The following is a 26,556-nucleotide window of genomic DNA, read 5'->3' as shown; positions in this document are numbered from 1 at the left end:
TTTCTCCTCCTAATTGAAGTGTAATTTTTTTATATCAGCTCTTATTTCAGCGCAATGATTATATGCAGGTTCAATCTGTAAGAGCCTTTTAATGATTTTCTTTGCTTCCGTTGATATTTCCAGTTCTTCTTCCCAGCTTTTTTCTTCCATGTAATCATCGAATGAAAAGTTTGAATAGAGGAGAAACAAAAGAAAATGTCCCAGTCCGTAAAAATCGGCTTGATAGGTAATTTCCTTTCTTAAGTCTGGACCTCTTATTTCATCTATATTTTTCTTATTGAGATATCTCCCCAATCCTAAATCAATGAGACGAATATTAGTCCCATCATAAATAACATTAGGTATACGTATATCCCTATGAATAATATTTTGACAGTGTAAAAATTCAATAGAATGTAATAATTCTTCTGCTATTTTAAAAACTTCTTTTTCAGAAATTTTTTTACCCTCTTGAAATATAATTTGTTCAAAATTTTGTCCATTGATATATTCCATTGTATAATAGGGAATTTTATTAAATGACCCTTCCTCATAATATTTAGGAAACCCTGGATGATTAATTGAAAGTAATAATTTTTGTTCTAATGCAAATCCAATCCGTCCAGATTTGGTGATTCTTTTATGAAAACGAAGGGATTTTAACACTTTCCTTTGCTTACTTAAAAGATCAAAAACTAAATAACTGTGTCCGTAACTTCCTCTACCAAGATACTCCATTACCTTATACCGTTCAGCAATAACCTTATCAGTTGGTATAGGCTTCTCAATTAGATTGGAGATAAGTAATGTAATTTTCTTAAGCATATTTGCATACCTTGTTAGCTGCTAAAGAAACTAGAAAAAGAACTTCTGCTTTTATATTTCTTTTTATAGTGATGATGTCCTAAGTGACTGTGCTTATGATGCTTATGCTTCTTCCACGCGTCACTTGAAGAACCATATTTATGAGTCATTTGACTTTTTAAGATTGACTTAAGGATTTTCTTTAACATGAAATCCTCCTCCTTTTCTTCGTACTCATTAATACGAAGAAGCAATTGTAAGGTTTCATCCTTACAGAAATTTTCCCAAAGAACCTGAAAAAACAAAAAGCGAGCACCAAATGCTCGGCTTTCGTCTTTATTTATTTTAAAGGGAGAAGCATGTCTCTTCTTCCTCAACTGTTTTACTAGTCATCCTGTACTTCCTCATCGATAATACTTTTTTCAATTAAATATTCGAAAGTAATATCGGCTAATTCCTCTAATTCCTCTTCACTAGGAACGTATCCCCTTTTAACAAGCTCATGAAAGAAAAATTCGGCAATTTCTTCAGTATCAATAAACACTTCAATTTCTCTCATAGCATCGCCCCCTTTTTACAGAATGTATGATGTACATGGCCTTTTCATGCTATTTACTTTAGAGTGACATATCTTTGATTCATTTTTTCATATAAAAATCTGTTTAATAATTTCATATAAAAAAACAAGTCTTTTTTCAATTGGACAAGCATAGGATGAGTAAAAAGAACGCGATGAGGTGAGACAATGCCTAAATTACAAGTGAAATTAGAGGCATGGGTTGAAGATGTTAATCAGGAGGATGGTTTTACCCTCCAGTTATTCGAGAAAATAGTAGAAACGATGTTTAATCTGATTAAATGGACTGGGATCCCTTTTGTTTTGTATTTATTATTTGAAATGGCAAGATTGTAGTTTTTAAACAGGACTTTTTCCATCGTTATTAACAAGACTCTCTAATTTTCTAAGAATAACCCTCATGACTTGGTAGTATTCTTGGTCATGAAATAATTCGTATAATATTCTGTAATCATTAAAGATATCCAAGAGATTATCAATGAGTTCTTTCTTTTCTTTTTTTCGTTCGATTTCCTCAAACTCTGCTTTTCTTATTATTTTCTGTACGTTTGGATTTTTCACAGTTTGATCCTGTTTATTAACTAAGTATAAGAGTCCTAGCTTTTGTATAAATGTGTCCGCACTTTCAGCGTCTGCCACAAGTGTAAGTTCCTCTTCGCCTGCCTCCAGCCATTCCCCATCACTTACTCTCGATAGCTCGTAAATGACATCTTCCCAAGCATCTTCTTTATAACGCCAAATTTCTGTCCTAAAACCCACTATTTTAAATAAATCGGAACCATAACCACTTACTTGAACCAAATCACCGAAAAAAAACTTATATTCAATATCAATTTGCTCTTGTTCAACGACAGTTCCATCGTATTCTGAGAGCATTTGTAAGGCAGATTCCAGAAATAAACCATCACTCTTATTCACTTCATAAACATATTTCCCATCTAGCCATTTAACATCTATTATTCTTCTAAATTTACTGGATACATAATCCTTTGTTGTTAGATAGAAAAAGCACATATACCTTTATAGGTACATGTGCTTAGATAACGTTATCAATTTCTTTTTTTTTGATCATCTTGTTTTTTAACTTTATTTGTCAATTGAATAAGCCCTCTAGCCGCTTTTTCCGCGTCAAAAGTTCCTCTTTCTGCATATTTCACCTTCATGATGAAATCACCTCATAGTAAAATATGCTTTTAGTGAATATTTGGTATCTTGTCTGTTATAAATTTTTGATTAGTGGTTATTGACAATATTCCATTTAATAAAAGAGATAATTATTCCAAAACGCTTCCAATAATCGGTTAATTTTAAATTAAAAAGTAAATAATACAATCAATGTAATCTGAATCTTACTAAAAAAGATCATCAGAGGATGTATAGGAGAGGTCTAATGTTCAAGAATATTCTTTCTCTAATACCTGAATATAGCGTTTTCGTACAAGCATTTATTACATTTTTAGTTCCGGTTGGATTTTTAAAATTTTTTAAATGGATAAATTCATTAGAGAAAGAGTGATGAATAGTGAGACATAAGCAGCTAGACAAAACTCAAATGAATATTGAAGAATCTGAAAAAAAAGGCAAAGAAAATAAACAACCAATAAATGAACTTAAAATGGAAATGACCGGTAATCTTACGACAAATTTGATTCTAATTCGCAAAGAGATTGGGCATAATTCAGATGTGAAATTTCGTGAGTTTCAAATGAGTAATTCAGGAATTCGCATCGCCATTATTTTTATAGATGGGTTTGCAGATACGGATGTAATAAATAATCATATTTTGGTTGATTTCATGTCAGCTTCACCAAAAGAAACGGAGCATTCACTAAAAGAAAACACCTTAAAAGAGTATATAAAAAATCATGCTCTTTCTGTATGCGACTTAAATGAAGTTCGTACTCTTAAAGACATTACCTCTGGAGTAATGTTTGGGTCAATTGCGATTTTGGTCGATGGTCTAGAAGACGTTTTCCTGGTTGGGGCTGCTAAAGCTAAAACAAGAAATATTGAAGAGCCTCCTACTGAGCCTTTGGTACGTGGACCTAGGGTAGGTTTTATAGAAAATTTAAAGGATAATACAGCTCTTTTAAGGCGATATGGCAAAGATCAAAACTTATCTATATTAAGCTTTCAGGTAGGTGAGAGATCAAAAAAAGAACTTGTCATTACCTATATGAAAGATATTGTGGATCCTCAATTATTACAAGAGGTTACGCAACGGATTAATAAAATAAAAATTGATGATGTACATGACTCAAGTTATATTGAACAACTAATCGAAGATAATTTTTTAAGTCCATTCCCACAAGTACAAAGTACAGAACGACTTGATCGTGTTATGAGTGCTTTGATGGAAGGAAGGATTGCTTTACTTTTAGACGGCTCACCATTTGCGTTAATTGTTCCTGTTACCTTCCATATGTTGTTGCAGTCGCCTGAAGACTATTACGAAAGATGGATGGCTGCGACATTAATTCGTATATTACGTTATTTTGCAGCATTTATTGCTTTATTTGTTCCTTCTTTATATATTGCTTTTATTTCCTTTCATCCGGGATTAATTCCAACCAAGTTGGTTTTTTCAATTTCAGGTAGCAGAGAGGGAGTTCCTTTCCCCCCTCTAATTGAGGCTCTCATAATGGAAGTTTCCATAGAAGTATTAAGAGAAGCCGGACTTCGTTTACCAAAACCAATTGGACAATCACTAGGGATCGTGGGGGGGTTAATCATTGGAGAAGCAGCAGTCCAAGCAGGAATAGTTAGTCCTATCATGGTCATCGTAGTTGCAGTCACGGCCATTTCCTCATTCACGCTTCCTCAATATAATGTAGGGATAGCCCTAAGAATGCTTCGTTTTGCCTCAATGCTATTTGCTAGTGTTTTTGGATTATACGGAGTCGTTCTGTTCTTCCTATTGCTATGCAGCCATTTGGTCAGGCTTAAAAGTTTTGGGATTCCCTATGTTAGTCCTGCCGTATCATTTCGAATGATTGATTGGAAGGACTTCATGGTACGGCTCCCCCTATTCCTGATGAAACGGCGTCCAAAACTGTTGCATCCAAGAGATTCAGTAAGAAAACGATAACGCTTGGAAAGTAGTGACTTATTATGACTTCCAGTCCTTTAGATCGAATAACTGCCCATCAAGCAGTAATGTTTATCTCAAATTTTATTCTCGGTGCCGGGATTTTAACACTTCCCAGAACCACGACAGAGAAAATCAAAACCCCCGATTCCTGGATCACAGTAATTGTTAGTGGATTAATAATTACTCTTTTAGCCGTAATAATATTAAAACTATGCCAAAGATACCCGAACGAAACCTTCTATCAATTTAACCAAAAACTTCTTGGGAAATGGATAGGATCGCTGCTAAGTTTAACAGTTATCTGCTATTATATTGCGTTATCTGCATATGAGGTTCGAACAATGGCAGAAACTACACGATTATTCTTACTTCAGGGAACTCCAACATGGGCTATTATAATGCCATTTATGTGGATTGGACTATACTTAGTTCATGGCGGGGTAAATGCCATTGCTCGGTTATTAGAAATTATTTTTCCAATTACCGTTCTTTTTTTCCTTTTGGTTATGTTTTTAGGCATCGAATTATTTGAGGTTGATAACTTACGTCCGTTGTTAGGATCGGGGGTTATGCCCGTCCTAAAGGGGTTAACCACCTCCTCCCTTTCCTTTGCAGGCTTCGAAATACTCCTCTTCATTTATATGTTTATGAATGAAAAAAACAAGGTTATAAAAGTTCCATTATTTGGAGTTGGAATACCCTTTATCTTTTATACCATTATAGTGGTAATCGTAATTGGCTCCCTTTCAATAGACGCAGTGGTGTCACAAACATGGCCAGTACTTACATTTATTCGAAGCTTTGAAATCAAAGGTCTTTTAGTTGAACGGTTCGATTCCCTCATTCTTGTCATTTGGATTATGCAAATATTCGCAACGAATGTTATTGCATTATTTATTGCTAATCTTGGATTACAGCAGATTTTTTCAAAAAGTACTCCCGCATTTATTTACAGTTTAATACCGCTCATTTATTTAGTTTCAATGATACCAAAAAATATAAATGAGGTATTTAAGATGGCAGATATGATTGGTAATTTCGCCTTTTATTTATTTTTTATTATGCCGTTGGTCCTTTTCATTATTTCAAAGGTGAAGGAAGCAATATATGAAGAAATGTAAATCTATACTTAAAAAATGTTTTGTATTCATGCTTTCACTTTTACTACTGTCAGGTTGCTGGAGCAGCAAGCCTATTGAAGAATTAAATATCGCCGTTGGCACAGCTGTAGATAAAGCAAAGGATGGAAAAATCCGATCAACTCTTCAATATGTAATACCAAGTGCAATCGGTAATTCAAGTAACAAGTCACCACAACAAAAACCTTATATTAATGTCTCTGCTTCAGGAATTTCACTAGAACCAATCGGATGGGAAACGACCTTACGAAGAGAGGGGCCTATATCAGGGGCACATGAAAAAGTAGTGATTATTGGGCAAGATCTTGCCCGTAAAGAGCCAATTAGAGAAATAACAGATTTGTTTTTTCGGGATATCGATATAAGAGGAAGTACCTTAATTTTTATTGCTAAAGGAGAGGCTGCACGAACTCTCGAATCAAAGGAAGCAGGCGTTATTCCTGCATTACGATTGTTAGAAATTGCAGAACAGGAACTTACAACAAGAACATTAAGGCACCTCTCCTTAATGAAGATTTGGGGTAAATCGAACTCTCAGACCAGCTTCCTATTGCAGCTAATTGATTTAAAAAAGGGAGAAATTGACTTTAATGGAGCGGCCGTAATAAAAGGAAAAACAAACAAGATGATAGGGGTTCTTAATAAGGAAGAGATTGAAGGCATAAATTGGATAACAGGAGAAGGTAAAAGCGGGGCGGTAAAAGCTTTCCAAAATGAGTCGGATAAACCCACATATTATCAGATTCAGTCAATGAAAAGCAAAATTAAGCCGCATGTAACAGGTGATAAAATTTCGTTTGATGTAAAAATTGAGTCAGAAGGGAGAATCGCTGAATATTGGAATCCTCACTTTAAACCAGCTTTTAAGAATAAAACTATTAAACACATTGAAAATGCGGTAGAGAAAGAAGTAATGCGCTTAGTTGAGAATTCCACAAAAAAAATGCAAAAAGGAATCGGAGTAGATGTTGGGGGATTTGGCAACCAATTGCGAATACAACATCCTGATGTTTGGAGAAATGTGAAGGGTAATTGGGATGAAAAGTTTAGTGAAATTCCCATCAATTATGAAGTATCAATAACTATAAAGGATTACGGAATGATTGGATCAAAGAAAAAATAAAGGTCTGAACCTATGTTCAGACCCTCGTATTCTTTCTCCCAGAGATTCACAATTTATATCTAATTTTCCCAACATTAATCATATTTAAAGCCATTCAATTTCAATTGTAATTTCAGAAACTTCTTTTTTTGTATTATGATCTGTTATGGTATTGGATGAGAACCATATTTTTTTTATAAATGTTTTAAGGAAAGTATTACATTCTTCAGGTTCAAGTAATCCAATCTTATTTAAGGTTTCAATGCTTTGTTCAAAACGATGTCGGTCTTCGTTACTATTACCATTATTTTCCAATTGGATATTTATTATTTCTATTTGCTGCTTTATCTGTTTTATTTTCTCATCGTTAACCTCGCTCAATTCCAAATATTCGGTTTTAGAAATTTCATTGTCCATTCTCATAATTTTCAAATTTTTTTGTCTATTAATAAACTTTTCTAATTGTTTCTCAAGAGATTTCCTTTCAACAATAAATTTTTTTACCTCAACTTGGGTGTCAAGGTCTTTCAATTTGTCTAATGCATCTTCAAAATCTATCTTTCTCTCCTTTACTTTTTGTAATACATATAATTCTACAGGCAGATACTTGTGGCCCCTATCTTTGCAGGTATTATTACTAATCTTATATGAACAAGACTTAATAAAATCTGTCCCACTACCATCCATTTGAATATATCGTTTTCTTCCGCAGCAATTACAATACAGTAGGTTTTGAAGTCTTCTTGTTGCTTTCTTTTTATTAAAATAACTGCCTTTATTGCTTTCCTTTAATATTTGTTGAACTTCCAAAAAAGTTTGTTTACTAACTATAGGTTCATGTGCTTTTTCGACGAATACCTCATCAACTACTTTTCCATTAACTCTCCTGCAAGCTTTTACTACTCCATAATAAACAACATTTTTTCGCGCGGAAGAAATATGAGAAGTGGTTATTACTTTACCGTTCCTACTCCTCCACCCCAGCGTATCTAATTGTTTAGCTATTTCATTTGCACTACATCTTTCTAATGTTTTTTCGAAAATATGTCTTATTATTTTTGCTTCCTTTTCAACAACCACTAACTTTTGATTCTTATCCTTTTCATATCCTAAAGGTGCTTTATTACTCATCACCCATTTACCTTGCTCTGCAGATGCTAATCGACCTCTAGCTAAACGTTTACGGATTTGTTTATATTCAAAATTAGCCAACATTGCATGAAATGAGAAAAGCATTTCATTACTTTCTTGTGTTAAATCAATGGTACCCTGAGGTGTTAAAATTTTAATATCATGAGCAATCAGTAACGCTTTGATTTGTTCAGCGTATGCATTATCTCGAGAAATACGGTCAATGTCCATTACCAGTAAATAATCATATTCGTCTAGCTTGCTCAATAGAAGATTCAATTGTGGCCTTTCCGTATTCACCCCACTAGAGATCTCTTGATAAATGTCGTATGTTAAATTATGTTGATTCGCAATTCTTTTTAAAGTATTTCGATGATTTGTTAATATTTCCTCAATATCTAATTGTTCCTCATTTCTTGATAAGCGCAAGTAAATAGCTGATATTGACATCGATATTTTTATCGCTCCTTTAATATAAATAAATCAGACCGTATTTTATCGATTAAAATTAGAAAATCAATATCTGTTACCCTTCCCACAGTCCCATATATAGTAATCACGACCGTATCACCGATCTTATACTTCGGTTTTCTCCTTTTTGTCATGTCCTCCCATCCCCTCAAATGTTAAGTCGTGAATTTTGATTACAATAGTATATGCATCGATATGAATATCGCGCATAACATTTAGAAAATGAAAAAAACGCCGCTTTGTCCAAAAAGGCGTTTTTTCATTTTCTAACTTTTACTTTCTGCATTAATATATTGCTGCCATGCCTCATCAAAAATGGACATCGAATCTAAATATTGCCCATTTAATTCTAAGTAAGAACTCAATTCGTCGTAATCCTTTGATGTTTTAGGGAAGCTATGATCCATATAAGCATGGTTAGCAAATAAACTAATAGAATCCTTTGGTGCTGGATGTCTGTATTTCATTAAAAAATGATAAAAGGATTTACTCATACAATACACGCCTTCCTTCATGAATCACTTATAGCGTCTATGATAACGAATACCTTTCATATCGTCCAGCACAAATAAAGACTAGCCCCGATATAAAGGAGCCAGCCTCAGTATTAAGAGGAAAAATCAAAGTAATTTTTCTTTAATAACCTTGGTATTTTCATCAAGTCTTCAAAGGAAATCACCTTTGTTACCTGCTTACAATCAATTAAAAACAACTGATCTTCTATTTCCTTAACAATTAGTTCACTTTGGTAAGTCATGGAACAATCGCGACAAAAATAGGTAGGTGTTTCTGAAATTTCAATTGCTCTGGTCCCATCAGGTAATTCCCAATATACAGAGTCTACAATTCTGTCCACGTTTGGGCTAGAGCACCATTCACATTGGATATTCATAAATACACCTCTTTATTCCTTAATAGCATCTACACTTGCTTTTGTTTCATGGCTTTCTTTTTCGGTGACCGCTTTAAATTTTTTCTCTTTCAATTCATCTCGCTTACTTCGCTTATCTTTTAGAGACGAATGAGCAGGATCCTGATTGTAATTTTCCCGACGATTTAGTCTTGTTAAGTCTTTTGGAACGAGATTAAAATGCTTGTCATTCATAATTCCTGCAATTCCTGCTACAGACCTTTTCTCTTCCATGTCAGGATAAATTTCACTAAAATAGCCTTCTGCTCTTCCTGGTGTATAGTTTTCAGGTTCCGGATAAGAAGTTATAACTCCTTCGAAATTACGCAGAACAACTTTATCAGGGCTTTGAGAAATCAAATAATTAGGTTGTAGGGCAATTTTACCGCCTCCACCAGGTGCATCAACAACAAAGGTTGGTACAGCGTAACCCGAAGTATGTCCACGCAGTCCCTCAATAATTTCAAGGCCTTTAGAGACTGGGGCTCTGAAGTGCCCAATCCCTTCAGAAAGGTCACATTGATAAATATAGTATGGCCGCACACGAATCTTAACAAGATCATGCATTAGCCTTTTCATAATTGGAACACTGTCATTAATACCCGCTAAAATGACGGATTGGTTCCCTACTGGCACACCCGCATTAGCGAGCATTTCACAAGCTCTTTTTGAATCCTCTGTAATTTCAATAGATGTATTAAAATGGGTATTCAACCAGATTGGGTGGTACTTCTTTAGAATATTGCAAAGGTTTTCAGTAATACGTTGTGGGAAAACAACAGGTGCACGGGTACCAATTCTAATTATTTCTACGTGATCAATTTCCCGTAAATTTTTTAGGATATATTCTAAAATATTATCATTTATTAGTAGTCCATCACCGCCGGAAATTAGTACATCACGTACCTCTGGTGTTTGCCTAATGTATTGAATGGCTGCATCTAATTGCTTTTTTGGAACACCCATTCCAATTTGGCCGGAGAAGCGTCTTCTTGTACAGTACCGGCAATACATAGAACATTGATTGGTAACAAGGAAAAGAACCCGATCAGGATAGCGGTGAGTCAATCCTGGTACAGGAGAATCTTCATCTTCATGCAATGGATCTTCAAGATCATATTTTGTTTTATAGATTTCTTTTGAGATCGGTACAGATTGCATTCTGATTGGACAACGTGGGTCATCTGGATTCATTAAAGATGCATAATATGGTGTAATATTTAAAGGAATCGTTTTCGTTGAGATCCGAACACCTTCTTCTTCGTCAGGTGTTAAATTGATTACCTTCTTTAAATCATCTAAAGTACGAATGGTATTGGTTAATTGCCATAGCCAATCGTTCCATTGCTCTTCTGTTACATCTTTCCAAAGTTCTATATCTTTCCAATGCCTGTTTGGTTTATATAAGTATTGCTTCATTTTCATTCCCCCATTCTGGCTTTACTTAATCATATGCAAGATTTGTGCCAACGCCATTAAACAGCTTAGGGAGTGTGTTTTTTCTAAAATTTCATAAATTTCAGTCTTTATCATAAGAAAAAGTGCCGAAAAATCGGCACCGCTTATCAATCATCTATCCACTTTTTCATCTTGTATTGCAATGTTTGTCTAGGAATCTCTAAAAGCTTCGCAGCTTGGTTCACATTCCCATTACTTAAATTAAGCGCGTTAATTATTAGGTTTTTTTCTAATTCTTCAATGTTTTTTCTTAAAGATAAATGCTCAAATTGATGAGTACTTTTACATTGTAACTGAGTAACATGATGCCTTATTATTATAGGTAAATCTTCAACTTGAAGCTGATTCCCTTCACACACATTCATCATGTATTCAAGTGTATGTTTCAGCTCTCGGACATTTCCAGGCCATGGATATTCCTTAAAAAACACCCTCAGCCTTTCATCCATACCTTGAACCTTTTTTCCAAGTTTACGATTGAAACCCTCTAAGAAAAAGTCTGTTAAAAATAAAATATCATCTTTGCGCTCCCTTAATGGAAGAAGGGAAAAAGTAAATACATTCAGACGATAGTAGAGATCTGACCGAAGCTTTTGGTCTTGAAGCGCTTGAGTGGGATGTACATTCATGGCCGCAATTACACGTACATTCACAGAAACGTTTTGCGAACTTCCCACACGCCTAACAATACCATCCTCTAAAACCCTTAACAGTTTTGCTTGGAGTTCAATAGGCATTGTATGTAATTCATCAAGAAATAAAGTTCCACCATCCGCCAACTCAAATAGCCCCTTACGCTCAACCGCACCTGTATAACTCCCTTTTGCTGTACCAAATAGAATACTTTCTAACAAAGTTTCGGGAATAGCAGCACAGTTTTGTGCTATAAATGCTCCCTCAGATCGGAGAGATTCATGATGAATACCTTGAACAAATAATTCTTTTCCCGTTCCAGATTCTCCATATACAAGGATAGGAGAATCTGATTTTGCAAGTTTCCTGGCCTCATCCTTTGTACTATTAAAGATGGGATTTACCGTTATTAGATCCCCCAATGTATACTTTACCTGCTTCATAACTTTTTTCTTAGGATTCTTATTTACCCCTTTTTGTAAATCTAAAAGTCTTTCAGAAAGGAGTTTCATCCGCGAATAGTCTTTAGCAATCTCAACAGCACCAATAATTTCTTCCCCTAAAAAAATGGGCAGGGTAGTATTAATCGTATCTATACTTGTCCCATGGACATTTAGATACACCTGTGCTTGATTATATATTGGCTTACCCGTTTTAATCACTTTTAATAATGTACTAGATTCTTCAGTCAGGGAGGGAAAGGCATCAATTAAGTGCTTCCCCTGTACTTCTTTTACTTCCATTCCATCATGTTTGGCAGCTACTTCATTGTAAAAAATTGTTTTTCCTTCCGTATTAACAACATGTATACCTTCATCTATACTTTTAAGAATTGCTGATAAGACTTCCTGTGTTAAAGCCGTCAATTGAACCATTCCATCACCTTCTTTATTGCTTTTGTTGAGGTGCCAAAAATTCGGCATATGCAGCCGAATTTTTAGCAAGTTGCCAGATTTTTCACCCACATATTCATATTTTCTAACTTATCATAAATATAGCAATTATTCATTAATCTTCCACGATAGGAATAACCAAGCTGAAATAAAACGGCATTCATGCCGAATGACAACGATCTCGCAATCGAATACGAACAAAAGATCCCTCTACTTTTCAACTCTCTTTCCAGCTCTTTCAGAATAATTTTCATTAATCCATACTTTCTGTGTTCAGTTAAGGTAGCACAATCTGTTATTTCTGCATTCTTATAAAATGAATTAATTTCTGCAGAAGCAGCACTGACAATTTTCCCCTGATAAAAGTATACGTAGTATATTGTCCCATCTTTCATCGTCTTTTTTACATACTCAGGGTCATGCAATGGTGTTGGATATACTTGAAAGACTTGGCGATACAATGCTGATAGTTCAGCTGCACAATTCTCATCTGCTATCTTTAACTCATATTCCTTAGGGGGTGAATTTTTTTCAATGATAGGTGCTAACTGGTAAATACTATGAATCATCCTATCCTCAGTTACCCAGTGCTCATTTTTTTTTCGGTCAATTGTATAAAATTTTGAAAAGAATAATGCATCCGATCCTAAAAAATAACGTTCTACAACGGCCTCTGGCTGGAGCCCATTCTCCATTAAAGCCAAAAAGTCATTTCTTCTGCCCTTTATAATAAGCTTTTCAGCTTGTTGCTGCTCAACCAAATTTTCTATTCTTCCAAGAATTTGTTGTACATTCCCCCGATAATCATCAACCCGAATCCTTTTATTAAAAGGATCCAAAAAAACATCGATAAAATAGCTTCTTTCCTCAAGATAAATAGTGGATGCTGTTTGATTCATAAAACCTCTCCCCTTCACCACAAATATCTCTTCATAAATCAGAACAATCCATTTAAAAAAATGTCTGGCTGAGGAAGTAGCCAGACAGATTATTTACTCCATTTTAAAGCTTATTAGCTTTAATTCGGTCATTTCTTCAACTGCATATTTAATTCCTTCACGTCCCATACCACTTAACTTCACACCGCCATACGGCATTTGGTCCACTCGGAAGGTTGGGATTTCATTAATCATAACCCCCCCTACGTCTAGTTTTTTTGCTGCATTTAATCCATGATGAATATCACGCGTAAAAATTCCTGCTTGAAGACCGTATTTAGAATCATTCACAAGGTTAATTGCTTCCTCCATTGATTCAAACCCATTAATATGAACAACAGGAGCAAAGATTTCTTCACAAGAAACTTTCTCGCCTACTGGAACATCCACCAGAACAGTCGGCTGAAAAACTCCATCAATATAACTTCCACCTGTTTTTAGATTTGCTCCATTTGTAATAGCCTCATCAACCCACTCTTTAGTCCGGCGAACATCTGCACGGCTAATAAGTGCAGATACATCTGTATCTTCAACAAGTGGATTTCCCACTTTTAATTTTTTTGTCTCTTTAATAAACTGTTCGACAAATTGCTCTTTAATCCTCTCATGTACAAAGATTCGCTGGATGCTTATACAAACTTGACCTTGATAAGAAAATGATCCTGTAACAATTCTTGGAACGAGATTTTCTAAATTTACGCCGTCATCAACAATAACTGCTGAGTTGGACCCTAATTCGAGTGTGACTCTTTTAAGACCAGAATTTTCACGTATATACTTACCCACCTCGGGGCTGCCGGTAAAAGTAATCATCTTAATTCTTTCGTCTTTCATCAATAAATCTCCAACCATTTGACCGCTTCCTGTAACTACATTTAATGCACCCGAGGGTAAGCCGGCCCTGTGAAAATATTCTGCAATTTTATAAGCAGATAATGGAGTTTGTGTAGCTGGTTTTAGGAATACCGTATTCCCTGCAGCAATGGCCGGACCTACTTTATGAGCCACAAGGTTCATAGGAAAGTTAAATGGTGTAATAGCTGCAATAACTCCTAGTGGTTCCCTAATAGTAAATGCAAGCCTTCCCTCCCCACCTGGTGCTGCATCCATCGGAACTGTTTCTCCATGAATTCTCCTGGCCTCATGTGAAGCAAAAGTATAAGTCATGATGGTACGATCTACTTCCGCCCTGGCGGCTTTTAGTGGCTTTGCTGCTTCTTGAGAAATTAACTTTGCACATTCTTCTCTTTCATTTTTTAGATATCCTGCTACTTTTTCTAATATTTCTGCACGTTTATAGGCAGGCATTTCTCGCATTTCAACCGTTGCTGATTGCGCAGCTGTAATCGCTGCTTTAACATCTTCCTGCTCTGCAACAGCTATGTCAGCTATGTGTTCCAAGTTATATGGATTTTTTAATTTATTATAGGAAGGGGTTGGTCGATTTTCACCGCCAATCCATAATGATTGTTTCAAAAAAAATCCTCCAATCCTTTACATTTAAAACAATTATATCAATTCAATTAGGAATAAGGGTATCATTTGGTTTTACTCGACAGCATTCATGGATGGCGTGTTCCAAAACGTCAAGTCCTTCCTTCAATTGGTCATCCGTGATGACTAGTGGGGTTAGCAGTCGTATGATGTTGCCGTAAAGTCCCGCCGTCATGATAAGTAGACCATTTTGGTGTGCCATTTGAATAATTTGTTGAACTAATTCCTTATTGGGTTTTTTCGACCTTGAGTCAGTGACAAACTCAATTGCACACATAGCTCCAAGATGCCGTACTTCACCAATTTGTTGATATTGGTCTTTTAATGGTAAAAACCGTTCAAGAAATACTTCACCTATTATTTCAGCACGATGCAATAAATCCCCGTTTTCAAATGCTTTTATTACTTCCAGTGCTGCAACACAACCGAGTGGACTGCCACCATAGGTCCCGCCAATTTCTCCTACGTTTGGTGAGTCCATAATTTCTGCCCTTCCTGTTACTGCACTTATTGGTAGACCTGCCCCCATTGATTTCGACATCGTCATTAAATCAGGAACAACATCGAAATGTTCTATAGCAAACATTTTTCCTGTTCTGCCAAAACCCGTTTGGACCTCATCGGCGATAAATAAGATGCCATGTTTATCACATAATTCCTTAACCCCTCTTACAAATTGTTTGGAGGGAATAACAAAACCTCCTTCACCTTGAACAGGTTCCATAATCACCGCTGCTATCTCTTCAGGTGGAACCTCACTTTGAAAAAAGGTTTCAAAACGTTGTAACAGATTTGTATCCGTCTTCTCCGTTGTGTCAAATTCAGACCGGTAATAATACGGATATGCCCATTTATAGGTTTCTGGTACAAAAGGTCCAAACTCGTATTTATAAGGTTTCACTTTACTTGTCAAAGACATTGCCATATAAGTACGACCATGAAAACCTCTTTCAAAAGAGATAACCGCTTTTCGTCCTGTATATTTGCGTGCAATTTTCACTGCATTCTCAACAGCCTCTGCACCACTGTTTAGGAAGAAAGTTTTCTTTTTATGGTTTCCCGGTGAAATTCGATTAAGGGTTTCTGCTAATTCAATATATGGTTCATACATCATGACATGGAAGCAAGGATGAAGATAGGAATCAATTTGTTGATGCAGTGCTGCAACTACACCTGGTGGGCAGTGTCCCACATTTAATGACCCAATTGCTCCTGCGAAATCAATAAATGTATTATCATCAACATCTGTTAGTAACGCCCCTTCTCCCTTACTAGCAAACGTATGAATGGTATTAAATGGGCCTTTCGGAACATTCAATGCTTTTCTAGCTAGCAACTCAATCGCTTTAGGACCTGGAATTTTTGTTCTTAGTTGAATCGATCCCATTTGCATACCTCCTCTTATTCGCTAACTTCACACCATCTCAGTAAGGTTAGGGCAATAATCTCGCTAGAAGTAAATAAATCTTCCAAGTCAATATGTTCATTAGCATCGTGGGCCGTTTCTGTAATTCCTGGCCCAAAAACAATAACTGGCGTATCACCAACAGTCGAAAGAATACCCCCATCCGTTCCCCAAGGACTAGCTTCAATAATTGGGGTTTCCTTTTTCACATCTATAAAACTCTGTGTAAGTGCAGTCATTAAGGGGTGATCACTTTCTAAGCTTCCTGGAAGCCACCTGCCACCAAACCACTCAATTTGAAGAGGATTGTCATGGAACCATACATCCTTTTCATTCAATTCCTGTAGGCATGCCTCCATCTCTAACTTGGCAGATTGGATTTTTTCTTCTGGGGAAACCCCCATTCTTCCCTCAATAATAGCAGTATCAGGTACTGAAGATGGCCATTCACCACTATTGATCTTTCCTATATTAATCGGAATAGGGATGGGGATATTTTTAAAGAGAGGATCATTGATTTTAGCGTTTCTATCTTTCTCTAATTGTTGTAATCTTTGAATGACAAGCAATGATTTTTCAATCGCACTAACTCCTTCATATCTTGTTCCACCATGCGCAGCCCGGCCTTTAACCGTTATTCTAAACCACATGGAGCCTTGTTGTTTTGGAAAAAACTTCATATTGGTAGGCTCTGGTATTATCGCTCCATCCGCACTGTATCCTCTTAGGACGGCTGCTAGTGTACCTGCTCCTCCACTTTCTTCTTCAATGACACTTTGAAAAATAACATCTCCTTTTAATTTAATCCCATTAGCAATAAGTGACTCCATAGCCATTAAAAGTGCCACATTTCCTCCTTTCATATCTGTTGCTCCTCTACCATAAAGCTTGCCGCACTTAATCATTCCACTAAATGGTTCAAGTTCCCAGTTTGCTTCATCCCCAACAGGTACTACATCAATATGACCGTTCAATATAATTGATTTCCCACCACCAGATCCTTTTAAAATGGCAACTAGGTTGGGATTTCCATCGAAGCTTTGACGATCACAACAGTATGCTGGATGTTTTTTTAATTCTTCACCTCCAATTTCCCATATATCAAGGGCTAAACCCATCTGTCGGCATTTTTCAATTACAATTGCCTGTGCACCGCTTTCATTTCCTCTAGTGCTATTTTCTTGTACTAAGATTTGTAAAAGCCTGGCCCCTCTTGCTCGATTTTCCTTTAACCACTGCTTAATACGGCCTTCATAGTTTTTCATATGAATTCACTCCTTCAGACCTGCTCCGGATTAATACGGGATATGACGAATTTGTTCTTGTATTTTAAAATGACATCCGGTTCTATTTTTCACATCCGCCAAACTGTATGGTTCAAAAAGCTCTGTCAAAAGCAACCCCTCTTCATTTACCATGAATACCGCTAGTTCCGTGATAATTAGGTCTACACATCGTGCTGAAGTTAGTGGTAAGGAGCATGTGTCAACAATTTTTGGTTTTCCATTTTTATCACAATGATTCATTACTACAATGACCTTTCTGGCTTTTTGTGCAAGTTCCATTGCACCGCCCATCCCCGGTACCTTCTTACCAGGCACAATCCAGTTTGCCAGGTCTCCAGATTGACTTACTTGAAGAGATCCAAGAATAGTAATATCCACTCTCCCTCTACGAATCATTCCAAAAGCTATGGTACTATCACAGTACGAACCACCTTTATTTAAAGTAACGGGAAACCCTCCAGCGTTACAAAGATTTTCATCTTCATCCCCTTTATTCGGGCTTGGTCCCATTCCAGTAATCCCATTTTCCGCATGAAACATGACCATTGTTTCCTTTGACAAATGGTTTGGGACCAACGAAGGGATACCGATTCCTAGATTAACGACCATCCCATTTTGGATTTCCTCAGCCGCTCTTTTAGCAAGTTTGTTCCTTATATCTATTCCCAAGCCCATTTCCAATTCACCCCCTTGGATTGAATCACATAATCTACAAACACTCCCGGGGTTATAATTTCATCCGGATTAAGACTTCCCATTGGGACAATTTCTTCTACCTCGGCAATCGTTAAATCTCCTGCCATTGCAACCATTGGATTTGTATTTCGTGCACTTTTGTCGTAGATTAAATTTCCATATTCATCGGATTTCTTAGCATAAATGATTGAAACCTCTGCGGTTAAGGCAGACTCTAATAAATAGTCTTTACCGTTTAGATGAATCCGGGGTTTGTTTTTAGAAACCATTTCATTATCCATTCCTATATCAGATAAAAAAGCTGCCAACCCCACACCTCCAGCCCGGATCCTTTCTGCCAAAATACCTTGTGGCGAAAATTCCACTTCCAGCTTACCTTCTTGCATGAGTTCTCCGGCTATAGGGTTAGAACCTATATGGGAAGCGATTACCTTTTTAGCTCTACCACGGCTAACAATTTTTCCTATTCCAATATGAGGGAAACCCGTATCGTTACCAATCAAGGTGAGTTCACGAATCTCCTTTTCCAAGATTCCATCAATTAGTGTTGGAGGGGACCCTACACCACCAAATCCACCAAACATAATGCTCATCCCATCATGAAAAAATCGCATAACCGCTTCTAATGATGTCACTTTTCCGAATGGATTATGCACCTAAACATCACCTGCCATTTCCACATCTCTTTCATTTAAAAAAGCTTGGAACGTATCCTTAAGTATTAAAACAATCTCTTCAATCTCTCTTTTTGAAATGATTAATGGCGGTGAAATAATAATCGAGTCTCCATTCATCCCATCGATTCCTGCCCCAGCAGGATATACAATTAATCCTCTTTCCTTAGCTAGAGCAATCATTTTTTGAGTGACTAGTTCATTTCTTGGAAATGGTGTTTTGTCTCTTTGATTCATGACAAATTCTATACCTAGAAGCAGCCCTTTGCCGCGCACATCCCCGATAAATGGATATTGATTTTTTAGTTTTTCTAGCTGGTTTTTCAAGTAAGTGCCCTTATTTTCCACATCGCTAATAATCTTATATTTTTCAAGATATTCAAGAACGGCTAATGAAACAGCACATGATTGGGGGTTTGCACTTAATGTATGTCCGCTCATCACAGATTTCGATCCAGCCATTATAGGTTCCATCACCTTTTCACTCGCTACAGCTGCAGCAATTGGGGCGTACCCCGCTCCCATTCCTTTCCCAAAAGCAACAATATCAGGAATCACATCCCAATGTTCACATGCCAACATGGTTCCTGTACGTCCAAATCCGGTCATCACTTCATCAGCAATAAATAGGATGTCAAATTTGTCACATATTTTTTTTATCGTTTTAAAATAGTCCTTTGGAGGTGCAATGGCTCCCCCTGCTGCACCTATTACTGGTTCTGCTATAAATGCAGCGATTTGTTCAGGCCCTATCCTCCTTATGGCAGTTTCTAACTCTTCGGCACACATATAATTACACGTTGGGGCTTCAAGATTATAAGGGCAGCGATAACAATAAGGGGGATTGATTACTGGAAATTCCTCCAATAGAGGTACAAATCTTGCTCTTCGCCCTGTATGTCCAGACATGGATAGTGCTCCTAATGTAATCCCATGATAGCTAACCCATCTTGAAATCACCTTCGTTTTTGTTTGAACGCCTTTTTCCTGCCAGTATTGAATTGCCATTTTCATTGCTGTTTCAGTAGCCTCAGAGCCACTATTTACAAAAAAACTCCAGTTCAGGTCACCTGGTATTAATTCTGCTATTTTTTTGGCCAGCTTTTCTGCTGGTTCGCTTGTGAATTGAGAGCGATAGACAAACGAAACTTTCTTGGCTTGCTCTTGCATGGCTTCAATGATTTCTTCCGTGCCATGACCAATATTGGCAGTTACTGCCCCTGAAGCGGCATCTAAATATTTTTTCCCTTCCATATCAAATAGATAAACGCCCTTGCCATAATTAATGACAGGGTATATTTCACCCATCATTGGTTTGATAAGAAATGAATTTTCCACCATGACACCACTTTCCTTATCGAAATAAGTTAACTACTTATATAATTGTATGAAGTGATTTTTCATTCTATCTCCATGTGTTAAATTCACTCAAACAAAAAACAGGCTTTGAAGCCTGTCTTTTACTTTTTTATGGTAATATTATAGAATTACACTTAGACTGCATTAAGGAATTGATTAAAATGAATACAATAAAAAAAATTAAATTAAAATCCAAAGAAATTTCCACTATTCAATTAATCGTCATTTTTTATTTATCAGCGTTGATTGTGTCTACCTTATTATTAAAAATTCCTTTTGCTCACAGAGAGAATGTTTCCTTAAGTTTTATTGATGCAATGTTTACATCTGCAAGTGCTATAAGCGTGACAGGACTAAGTGTCATTTCAATTAAAGAGACCTTTAATAACTTTGGAATATTTATCCTATGCGTAATTCTCCAATTAGGGGGATTAGGTGTCATGTCATTAAGTACCTTCCTATGGATCATGCTTGGGAAAAAAGTAGGCCTTAAAGAAAGACAACTAATTATGATTGATCAAAACCAATCCAACTTATCAGGATTAGTTCAGTTGGCAAAAAGGATATTTATTATTATTGTTTCTTTTGAATTTATTGGTGGAATTATTTTAGGTATCCGATTTTTAAAGTATTTCGATAACCCGCTATCTGCATTTAAACACGGATTTTTCGCTTCCATTAGCGCAACAACCAATGCGGGATTTGATATCACAGGTGAATCACTTAATCCTTTTAATCAAGACTACTTTATTCAGGCAATCATTATTCTTTTAATGATTGTTGGAGCAATTGGTTTTCCAGTAATTGTTGAGGTTTTGGAATTCTTTTTATCTCGTAAAGAGAAAAAAAAGTTTCATTTTACTCTTTTCACCAAGTTAACAACGGTCACATTTATCATTCTGACCATCGTAGGCGCCCTATTCATCTACCTGTTTGATAGTCGAAACTTCTTTATGGGTAAAGAATGGCATCAAGTTTTTTTCAACTCACTCTTCCATTCAACGACAACCAAAAGTGCAGGTTTGGCTACCTTGAATATCAATGAATTAACCCCAAGTAATCAGCTTATCCTGTCTATTTTGATGTTTATTGGCGGTTCACCAAGTAGCGCTAGTGGGGGAATTCGAACAACAACCTTTGCTATAGTCATATTAGCCATTATTTTTTACGCTCAAGGAAAAAGTTCAGTTAAGATTTTCAGAAGGGAATTACATAGTGAGGATATACTTAAATCATTTATTGTAATTACAACAGGTGCTCTGCTATGTTTATTTTCCGTTTTAGTTCTTACGATTACAGAGCAAGGTACCGTGATGGAGGTCATTTTTGAAGTCTCTTCAGCCTTTGGTACGAACGGTTTATCTATGGGATTAACACCCCGATTGTCTACATTTGGTGAGATCTTAATCATCATATTAATGTTTGTAGGAAGAGTTGGAATTGTTACATGTTTGCTTATTTTACGAGGAAAAGGAAGCAAGGAAAAGTTCAACTATCCGAAGGAAAAGGTTACGATTGGCTAGACAATGTATAAAAAGAGGAGGGCGTAAACACCTCCTCTTTCCTATATATAGTGTTAAGGCTAAGCCATAATAGTTACTCGCTTTTGTTCCGTTGCTGTTTTTTCGATAATGTCCCTTGCAATCCAAACTCCACATGCGCTAGCTTGAGCTAACCCGCGTGTAATTCCTGCTCCGTCTCCACCTACATAAAGACCGCTAATTTCAGATTCAAACCGATCATTTAACTTTGGTCTAGCAGAATAAAATTTAGCTTCCACGCCGTAGAATAAAGTGTGCTCTGATGCAAGTCCAGGAGTCACCTTATTAAGAGCTTCTGTCATCTCGATTAAGCTTTTTAAAGTATTATATGGTAGGACTAAGCCCAGATCACCAGGTACTGCTTCTTTAAGTGTAGGCTCAAGGAATCCTTCTTTTATCCTTTTTTCTGTCGATCTTCTTCCCTTTAAGATATCTCCGTACTTTTGAACAATTAGGCCTCCGTTGGAAAGAGTATTGGCGAGACGTGAAATTTCATGTGCATATTCATTCGGCTTATCAAAGGGTTCTGAAAAAGTATGCGAAACAAGTAAGGCAAAATTCGTATTCGCGCTTCCTAGCTTTGGATCTTTATAGGCATGACCGTTAGCCAGCATGATACCCGAATGATTTTCCACCACCACATGACCAGAAGGATTACTACAGAAAGTTCGCACTCTCGTTCCTACCGACGTGTTAAACACAAATTTCCCCTCATATAAATGCTCGTTTATTTCCTGCATAACAATATTGGAGGTTTCCACTCGAACACCTATATCTACTTGGTTACTACTCATTCGTAATCTTCGGGATTTTAAAAGATCCGAAAGCCACTTTGATCCATCACGTCCAGGGGTAATTACCACCTTATCTGCATAAATATTTTGGTCGGCCTTCAGTTTAATTCCTTTTACCACATGTCCATTAGCTGACCTTTCAGTAATTAAATCCTCTACCTCCGTCTTAAAGGACATATCGATTTTTGTTGCTAAATATTCAAAAATACTTTTTAAGATTTCTAGATTTTGCTCCGTTCCTAGGTGACGTACTTGGGCACGTAACAATTTAAGCCCCGCAGCATAGCCACGTCGTTCAATATCCCTTACTTCATCTGTTAATGGATCAGTAATACTTTCAGTTGCACCATGCTTTAAATTAATCTCATCAACGTAACGAATTAATTCCACTACTTGAGAATCTGAAAGATAATCAGTCATCCAACCACCAAATTCACTGGTAATATTAAACTTCCCATCAGAGTACGCACCGGCACCACCAAATCCATTGGTAATGGAGCAAGCTGGCAAACAGCCCGCAAATTCTTTTCTTCCTGCAGCTGGAGGGCATTTTTCTATTTTTTTCTGTAAAATCGGGCAATTTCTTCGATATATATCATGTCCTTTATCCACTAATAGCACCTTTGCGTTCGGCATTTTTAGCGTAAGTTCATAGCAGGTAAAAATCCCTGCAGGGCCAGCACCCACTACAATCACATCATATTTCGTATTCATTGTCCAATACCTCCAAAGTCATTTTACATATCCACAGGTAAATATATCAGACACAGAAGACTCCGTCAACATTAAAAGCGAACTATTAATCTAATTTTTTATTTAATGTTCGTATTTTGTCTCTTTTTCAGAAAATAAACAATAAAAAAACTGACTCACTTATTATCCGTGAGTCAGCCCTTATTATATTTAGCAGAAGTTCCAGCTTGCACCAATGATGATTAACAAAATAAACAATACTACGATTAAAGCAAATCCTCCAAAACCAAAGCCAACTCCACATCCAGCTGCAGGGTATGCAGGATATCCACAGCACCCATCAAAACCACCATATCCGTATCCGTACATAAACATTCACTCCTCAATAATTTGTTTCTTTTCCCTTTTACTTTATGAACTAGATACTTGACCTGTATGTGCATTCGCCTATATTATGAAAGACAATGATGAAAATAGAAGGTGAAAATTTTGAAAACCATTATAAAAAGCTTTATCAATGGGATTTTAACAATAGTCCCAATTATTCTCGTTTTCTATGTCATTTTTAAAACCTTTATCTTTTTAGATAGTCTGCTTGGCAACAGCTTGAAACCCTATTTAAAAGAGGATTATATTCCAGGTTTCGGTTTACTAACCACCATTATTTTAATTACCCTTCTAGGATGGCTGTCAACAAAATTTATTACAAGTAAAATTATCAAACTGATTGATCTTCTCCTTGAAAGAATCCCGATTGTGAAGACCATTTATTCAGTTATAAAGGACACAGTACAATCCTTTCTTGGTGATAAGAAATCTTTTTCCAAAGTTGCTCTTGTAAACATTCCCGGAACTGAGATGCGGAGTATGGGGTTTATAACTTCTGAACAAGTAGAAGAGTTTTACAGCCCACTCAAAGACCATGTAGCCATTTATATTCCGCAAACCTTTCAGGTTGCAGGCTTTACCTTTTTAATACCCAAGGAACAAGTGGAAATTATTGATGTAAAGCCGGAGGATGCAATGAAATTTATCCTTTCTGGTGGAATGACCTCAACGTCTTCAAAACAAAAAAAGCCGCTCTAAGCGGCTTTTTATTTAGCATTAAATAGTTTTACGAATTCCCCGTATCCACTCTCTTCCAATTGTTCCTTTGGAATAAAGCGTAATGCGGCTGAGTTAATACAATACCGCAAACCTGTAGGATTAGGGCCATCATCAAATACGTGCCCTAAATGGGAATCAGCTGTTTTACTTCTTACTTCCGTACGAACCATGAAATGGCTGAAGTCAGCCTTTTCAATGACTTCTTCCTCTTGAATGGGTTTTGTATAACTTGGCCAGCCACACCCGGCGTCAAATTTATCTAGTGAGCTAAATAAAGGTTTGCCTGAGATAATATCCACATAAATTCCCTCTCTGGTTTCGTTCCAAAATTCATTTCTAAATGGTGGCTCTGTCCCATTATTTTGAGTTACTTCATATTGAATCGGTGTCAGTTCCTGTTTTAGCTGCTCCTTATTTTTCATTTTGATCTCTCCAATGCTTTTGGATAAAACCTGCCCTCCCTGAGCCTGTATGATAAGACTCATAATGAACACGGTTTTTCTTATAATATTGCTGATGGTAATCTTCAGCTGGATAAAAAGGTTTTGCAGGTAAAATAGGGGTAACAATTGGATTATTGAATCTGCCACTTTCTTGCAATGACTTCTTGGATTCTTCTGCTAGTCTTTTTTGTGTGTCGTTATGATAAAAAATTGCTGTTTGATAAGATTGGCCACGGTCATAGAATTGGCCACCAGGATCTGTTGGATCAATTTGCTGCCAAAATAATTCAAGTAATTTTTCATATAGAAAAACCTCAGGATCATAGGTAATTTGTACAGCTTCATAATGACCTGTGGTATCAGTGCATACTTGCTGATACGTAGGATTTTCAACTGTTCCTCCTGTATAACCGGAAATAACGCTTATTATTCCAGGCTGTTCATCAAAGGGTTTGACCATACACCAAAAACAGCCTCCAGCAAATGTGGCAAGTTCGTATCTAGCTTCCATTCATCCCACCCCTTCTATGGCTTGTTAGTTGTATATCAAGTATATAGAAAGTAAATGTAAAAATAAAATTTGCTGTTTGATATAAGAAAAGCGCAAGCGCCTTGCTCAGCCCCGACAGGCAAATGTTCTTCGGCAATAAAAGGCCGCCTTTTGACTTTAATTGCCGAAGGTTATTTGACCCGAGGGGTTAGGCGTTGGAGCTGGACAATTTCCAAAGATTTATATCCTTTCTTAGTATACAAAAAGAGGCTGATTCTCAGCCTCTTCGTTTTTATCTGTTCTTTCGTTGTTTGATTTGTTTATTAATGTTTTTCCATTGTTTTCGTACTTCTGCCTGAGCACGTTTATCCGTTTTTCTTTCAATATATGCTAACTCTTTTTGCAGCTTTATATAGCTTGTTAATCTTTCAATCGAAACTAAACCCTCTTCAATTGCCCTTACTACAGCACAACCTGGTTCATCCTTATGCTGACAATCACGAAAACGGCATTCTGCAGCCAATTTCTCAATTTCCGTAAAGGTTTCTGTTAATCCTTCCGAACTTTCCCAAAGCTGTAACTCTCGCATTCCTGGAGTATCAATTAATATACTGCCATTCGGCAAGAGAATCATCTCTCTATGGGTAGTTGTATGTCGTCCTTTATCATCGCTAAGCCTAATCTCCTGTACAAGCTGCTTTTCTATCCCAAGTAACCTATTAGTTAAGGTCGATTTCCCTACACCTGATGACCCCAGCAAAGCAATTGTCTTACCAGGCATTAAATAGGGTTGTAAATTATCTAAACCACTCATTGTTTCTGAACTGATTGGAATAACAGGAACTGCACCAAATGTTATTCCTTCCACTTCTTTAAGTTTTCCATTCATGTCTGGGCAAAGATCGGCTTTACTTAAGACAATTACAGGTGTTGCACCACTTTCCCAAGCAAGCAACAAATACCGTTCTATTCTTCTTAAATTCAGATCATCATTTAACGAATTAACTAAAAATACTGTGTCTACATTTGTTGCAACAATTTGTTCTTCAGCAGTTTCACCTGCTGATTTTCTAGAGAATTTACTTTTTCGGGGCATTATTGTCATAATTGTCCCCTTTTCTTCAGCGTATCTTGGTTTGACAGACACCCAATCTCCTACAGCAGGGAAATCTTCCCGATTTTGAGCCTGAAAACTAAATTTCCCTGAAACTTCACATAGTAACTCTCCTTGTTCAGTCCATACGCGATACATATGTTTATGTTCAAGTGCTACTCGGCCAATAACCAAATCTTTATTTGTGTTTAAAGCTTCGAAATCATTTTTTAGCTTGTCGGTCATACCTATTAAATTCACCTTTTTTTCCCCCAGCATGAGTATTTTTTTCATAATAAAAAACCATAGGCATACACAGCCCATGGTTTACTCACGTAGTGGAATAAAAGGATAT

General features: G+C 36.6%; 28 protein-coding genes. 6 read left to right on the top strand and 22 right to left on the bottom strand.

Going from position 1 to position 26,556, the window contains the following annotated elements; all coding sequences use genetic code 11:
* Window positions 1–9: 9 nt before the first annotated feature.
* The 3 genes from QE429_RS11415 to QE429_RS11405 form a co-directional block, all read right to left on the bottom strand.
* On the bottom strand, window positions 10–804 hold the full coding sequence (locus QE429_RS11415) for a serine/threonine protein kinase (RefSeq protein ID WP_307287112.1): 795 nt from the start codon (window positions 802–804) through the stop codon (window positions 10–12).
* Window positions 805–818: 14 nt separating this feature from the next.
* Window positions 819–992, bottom strand: a complete 174-nt coding sequence (locus QE429_RS11410; RefSeq protein ID WP_307287111.1) for a hypothetical protein — start codon at window positions 990–992, stop codon at window positions 819–821.
* A gap of 176 nt (window positions 993–1,168) precedes the next feature.
* A complete protein-coding gene (locus tag QE429_RS11405; protein WP_074432829.1) occupies window positions 1,169–1,342 on the bottom strand; it encodes a YozD family protein in 174 nt (57 codons plus the stop codon).
* Window positions 1,343–1,528: 186 nt separating this feature from the next.
* Here QE429_RS11405 and QE429_RS11400 point away from each other — a divergent pair, with 186 nt between their 5' ends.
* The gene (locus QE429_RS11400; RefSeq protein ID WP_307287110.1) at window positions 1,529–1,696 is read left to right on the top strand and encodes a hypothetical protein; all 168 of its coding nucleotides are present in this window, start codon (window positions 1,529–1,531) and stop codon (window positions 1,694–1,696) included.
* A gap of 3 nt (window positions 1,697–1,699) precedes the next feature.
* On the opposite strand, the gene QE429_RS11395 is transcribed toward QE429_RS11400, so the two are convergent.
* Window positions 1,700–2,374, bottom strand: a complete 675-nt coding sequence (locus QE429_RS11395) for a hypothetical protein (RefSeq protein WP_307287109.1) — start codon at window positions 2,372–2,374, stop codon at window positions 1,700–1,702.
* Window positions 2,375–2,912: 538 nt separating this feature from the next.
* Between QE429_RS11395 and QE429_RS11390 the strand changes: the two genes are divergently transcribed.
* From QE429_RS11390 to QE429_RS11380, 3 genes are read left to right on the top strand one after another with little or no spacing between them, the layout of a single operon-like run.
* A complete protein-coding gene (locus QE429_RS11390) occupies window positions 2,913–4,448 on the top strand; it encodes a spore germination protein (protein WP_307290781.1) in 1,536 nt (511 codons plus the stop codon).
* 23 nt (window positions 4,449–4,471) lie between these two features.
* Window positions 4,472–5,572 carry a GerAB/ArcD/ProY family transporter gene (locus QE429_RS11385; RefSeq protein WP_307287108.1) on the top strand — a complete coding sequence of 367 codons (1,101 nt, stop codon included), beginning with the start codon at window positions 4,472–4,474 and terminating at the stop codon, window positions 5,570–5,572.
* On the top strand, window positions 5,559–6,713 hold the full coding sequence (locus tag QE429_RS11380; RefSeq protein WP_307287107.1) for a Ger(x)C family spore germination protein: 1,155 nt from the start codon (window positions 5,559–5,561) through the stop codon (window positions 6,711–6,713). Before QE429_RS11385 ends, QE429_RS11380 begins: the two co-directional genes overlap by 14 nt.
* Window positions 6,714–6,797: 84 nt before the next feature.
* Here QE429_RS11380 and QE429_RS11375 read toward each other — a convergent pair whose 3' ends face one another.
* From QE429_RS11375 to QE429_RS11315, 13 genes are all read right to left on the bottom strand, one after another.
* On the bottom strand, window positions 6,798–8,273 hold the full coding sequence (locus QE429_RS11375) for a recombinase family protein (protein ID WP_307287106.1): 1,476 nt from the start codon (window positions 8,271–8,273) through the stop codon (window positions 6,798–6,800).
* A gap of 8 nt (window positions 8,274–8,281) precedes the next feature.
* Window positions 8,282–8,428 (bottom strand): hypothetical protein, encoded by a 147-nt coding sequence (locus QE429_RS11370; RefSeq protein ID WP_307287105.1) that lies wholly within the window; start codon window positions 8,426–8,428, stop codon window positions 8,282–8,284.
* 132 nt (window positions 8,429–8,560) lie between these two features.
* Window positions 8,561–8,788, bottom strand: coding sequence for a YozE family protein (locus QE429_RS11365; protein ID WP_307287104.1), 228 nt, complete (start codon window positions 8,786–8,788; stop codon window positions 8,561–8,563).
* A gap of 113 nt (window positions 8,789–8,901) precedes the next feature.
* Entirely contained in the window at window positions 8,902–9,186 is a 285-nt protein-coding gene (locus QE429_RS11360; protein ID WP_307287103.1) for a YokU family protein, read from the bottom strand.
* A gap of 12 nt (window positions 9,187–9,198) precedes the next feature.
* Window positions 9,199–10,623, bottom strand: coding sequence for a lysine 2,3-aminomutase (gene kamA, locus QE429_RS11355; protein ID WP_307287102.1), 1,425 nt, complete (start codon window positions 10,621–10,623; stop codon window positions 9,199–9,201).
* Between the two features lie 146 nt (window positions 10,624–10,769).
* Window positions 10,770–12,170 carry a sigma-54 interaction domain-containing protein gene (locus QE429_RS11350; protein WP_307287101.1) on the bottom strand — a complete coding sequence of 467 codons (1,401 nt, stop codon included), beginning with the start codon at window positions 12,168–12,170 and terminating at the stop codon, window positions 10,770–10,772.
* A 62-nt stretch (window positions 12,171–12,232) separates the two neighbouring features.
* A complete protein-coding gene (gene ablB, locus QE429_RS11345; protein ID WP_307287100.1) occupies window positions 12,233–13,087 on the bottom strand; it encodes a putative beta-lysine N-acetyltransferase in 855 nt (284 codons plus the stop codon).
* 93 nt (window positions 13,088–13,180) lie between these two features.
* Window positions 13,181–14,602: an aldehyde dehydrogenase family protein gene (locus QE429_RS11340; RefSeq protein ID WP_307287099.1), complete on the bottom strand. Its 1,422-nt coding sequence runs from the start codon at window positions 14,600–14,602 to the stop codon at window positions 13,181–13,183.
* Between the two features lie 43 nt (window positions 14,603–14,645).
* Window positions 14,646–16,007 (bottom strand): 4-aminobutyrate--2-oxoglutarate transaminase, encoded by a 1,362-nt coding sequence (gene gabT, locus QE429_RS11335; RefSeq protein ID WP_373463189.1) that lies wholly within the window; start codon window positions 16,005–16,007, stop codon window positions 14,646–14,648.
* 14 nt (window positions 16,008–16,021) lie between these two features.
* Entirely contained in the window at window positions 16,022–17,290 is a 1,269-nt protein-coding gene (locus tag QE429_RS11330) for a peptidase (RefSeq protein WP_307287097.1), read from the bottom strand.
* A gap of 30 nt (window positions 17,291–17,320) precedes the next feature.
* Window positions 17,321–17,986, bottom strand: coding sequence for a 3-oxoacid CoA-transferase subunit B (locus QE429_RS11325; RefSeq protein WP_307287096.1), 666 nt, complete (start codon window positions 17,984–17,986; stop codon window positions 17,321–17,323).
* Window positions 17,971–18,663 (bottom strand): CoA transferase subunit A, encoded by a 693-nt coding sequence (locus QE429_RS11320; protein ID WP_307287095.1) that lies wholly within the window; start codon window positions 18,661–18,663, stop codon window positions 17,971–17,973. Before QE429_RS11320 ends, QE429_RS11325 begins: the two co-directional genes overlap by 16 nt.
* Window positions 18,664–20,019 (bottom strand): aspartate aminotransferase family protein, encoded by a 1,356-nt coding sequence (locus QE429_RS11315; RefSeq protein WP_307290779.1) that lies wholly within the window; start codon window positions 20,017–20,019, stop codon window positions 18,664–18,666.
* A 191-nt stretch (window positions 20,020–20,210) separates the two neighbouring features.
* Here QE429_RS11315 and QE429_RS11310 point away from each other — a divergent pair, with 191 nt between their 5' ends.
* Window positions 20,211–21,563: a TrkH family potassium uptake protein gene (locus QE429_RS11310; RefSeq protein WP_307290777.1), complete on the top strand. Its 1,353-nt coding sequence runs from the start codon at window positions 20,211–20,213 to the stop codon at window positions 21,561–21,563.
* 59 nt (window positions 21,564–21,622) lie between these two features.
* Here the strand turns inward: QE429_RS11310 and QE429_RS11305 are convergent, their stop codons facing one another.
* Complete coding sequence (locus QE429_RS11305) at window positions 21,623–23,089, bottom strand: NAD(P)/FAD-dependent oxidoreductase (RefSeq protein ID WP_307287094.1); 1,467 nt, start codon at window positions 23,087–23,089, stop codon at window positions 21,623–21,625.
* A gap of 189 nt (window positions 23,090–23,278) precedes the next feature.
* A complete protein-coding gene (locus QE429_RS11300) occupies window positions 23,279–23,437 on the bottom strand; it encodes a YjcZ family sporulation protein (protein ID WP_307287093.1) in 159 nt (52 codons plus the stop codon).
* A 120-nt stretch (window positions 23,438–23,557) separates the two neighbouring features.
* Here QE429_RS11300 and QE429_RS11295 point away from each other — a divergent pair, with 120 nt between their 5' ends.
* The gene (locus tag QE429_RS11295; RefSeq protein ID WP_307287092.1) at window positions 23,558–24,154 is read left to right on the top strand and encodes a DUF502 domain-containing protein; all 597 of its coding nucleotides are present in this window, start codon (window positions 23,558–23,560) and stop codon (window positions 24,152–24,154) included.
* Window positions 24,155–24,162: 8 nt separating this feature from the next.
* Here the strand turns inward: QE429_RS11295 and msrB are convergent, their stop codons facing one another.
* The 3 genes from msrB to rsgA all read right to left on the bottom strand — a co-directional run bounded on the left by msrB (window position 24,163) and on the right by rsgA (window position 26,447).
* Complete coding sequence (msrB, locus tag QE429_RS11290; protein ID WP_307287091.1) at window positions 24,163–24,597, bottom strand: peptide-methionine (R)-S-oxide reductase MsrB; 435 nt, start codon at window positions 24,595–24,597, stop codon at window positions 24,163–24,165.
* Window positions 24,587–25,129, bottom strand: a complete 543-nt coding sequence (msrA, locus tag QE429_RS11285; RefSeq protein WP_307287090.1) for a peptide-methionine (S)-S-oxide reductase MsrA — start codon at window positions 25,127–25,129, stop codon at window positions 24,587–24,589. Before msrA ends, msrB begins: the two co-directional genes overlap by 11 nt.
* Before the next feature lie 271 nt (window positions 25,130–25,400).
* Window positions 25,401–26,447: a ribosome small subunit-dependent GTPase A gene (rsgA, locus tag QE429_RS11280; protein WP_307290776.1), complete on the bottom strand. Its 1,047-nt coding sequence runs from the start codon at window positions 26,445–26,447 to the stop codon at window positions 25,401–25,403.
* Window positions 26,448–26,556: the final 109 nt, after the last annotated feature.

The sequence above is a fragment of the Bacillus sp. SORGH_AS_0510 genome (genome assembly GCF_030818775.1).
Lineage (GTDB): Bacteria > Bacillota > Bacilli > Bacillales > Cytobacillaceae > Neobacillus.
The sequence above is the reverse complement of the archived record's forward strand: the minus strand, read 5'-3'. Positions and strand labels throughout refer to the sequence as shown.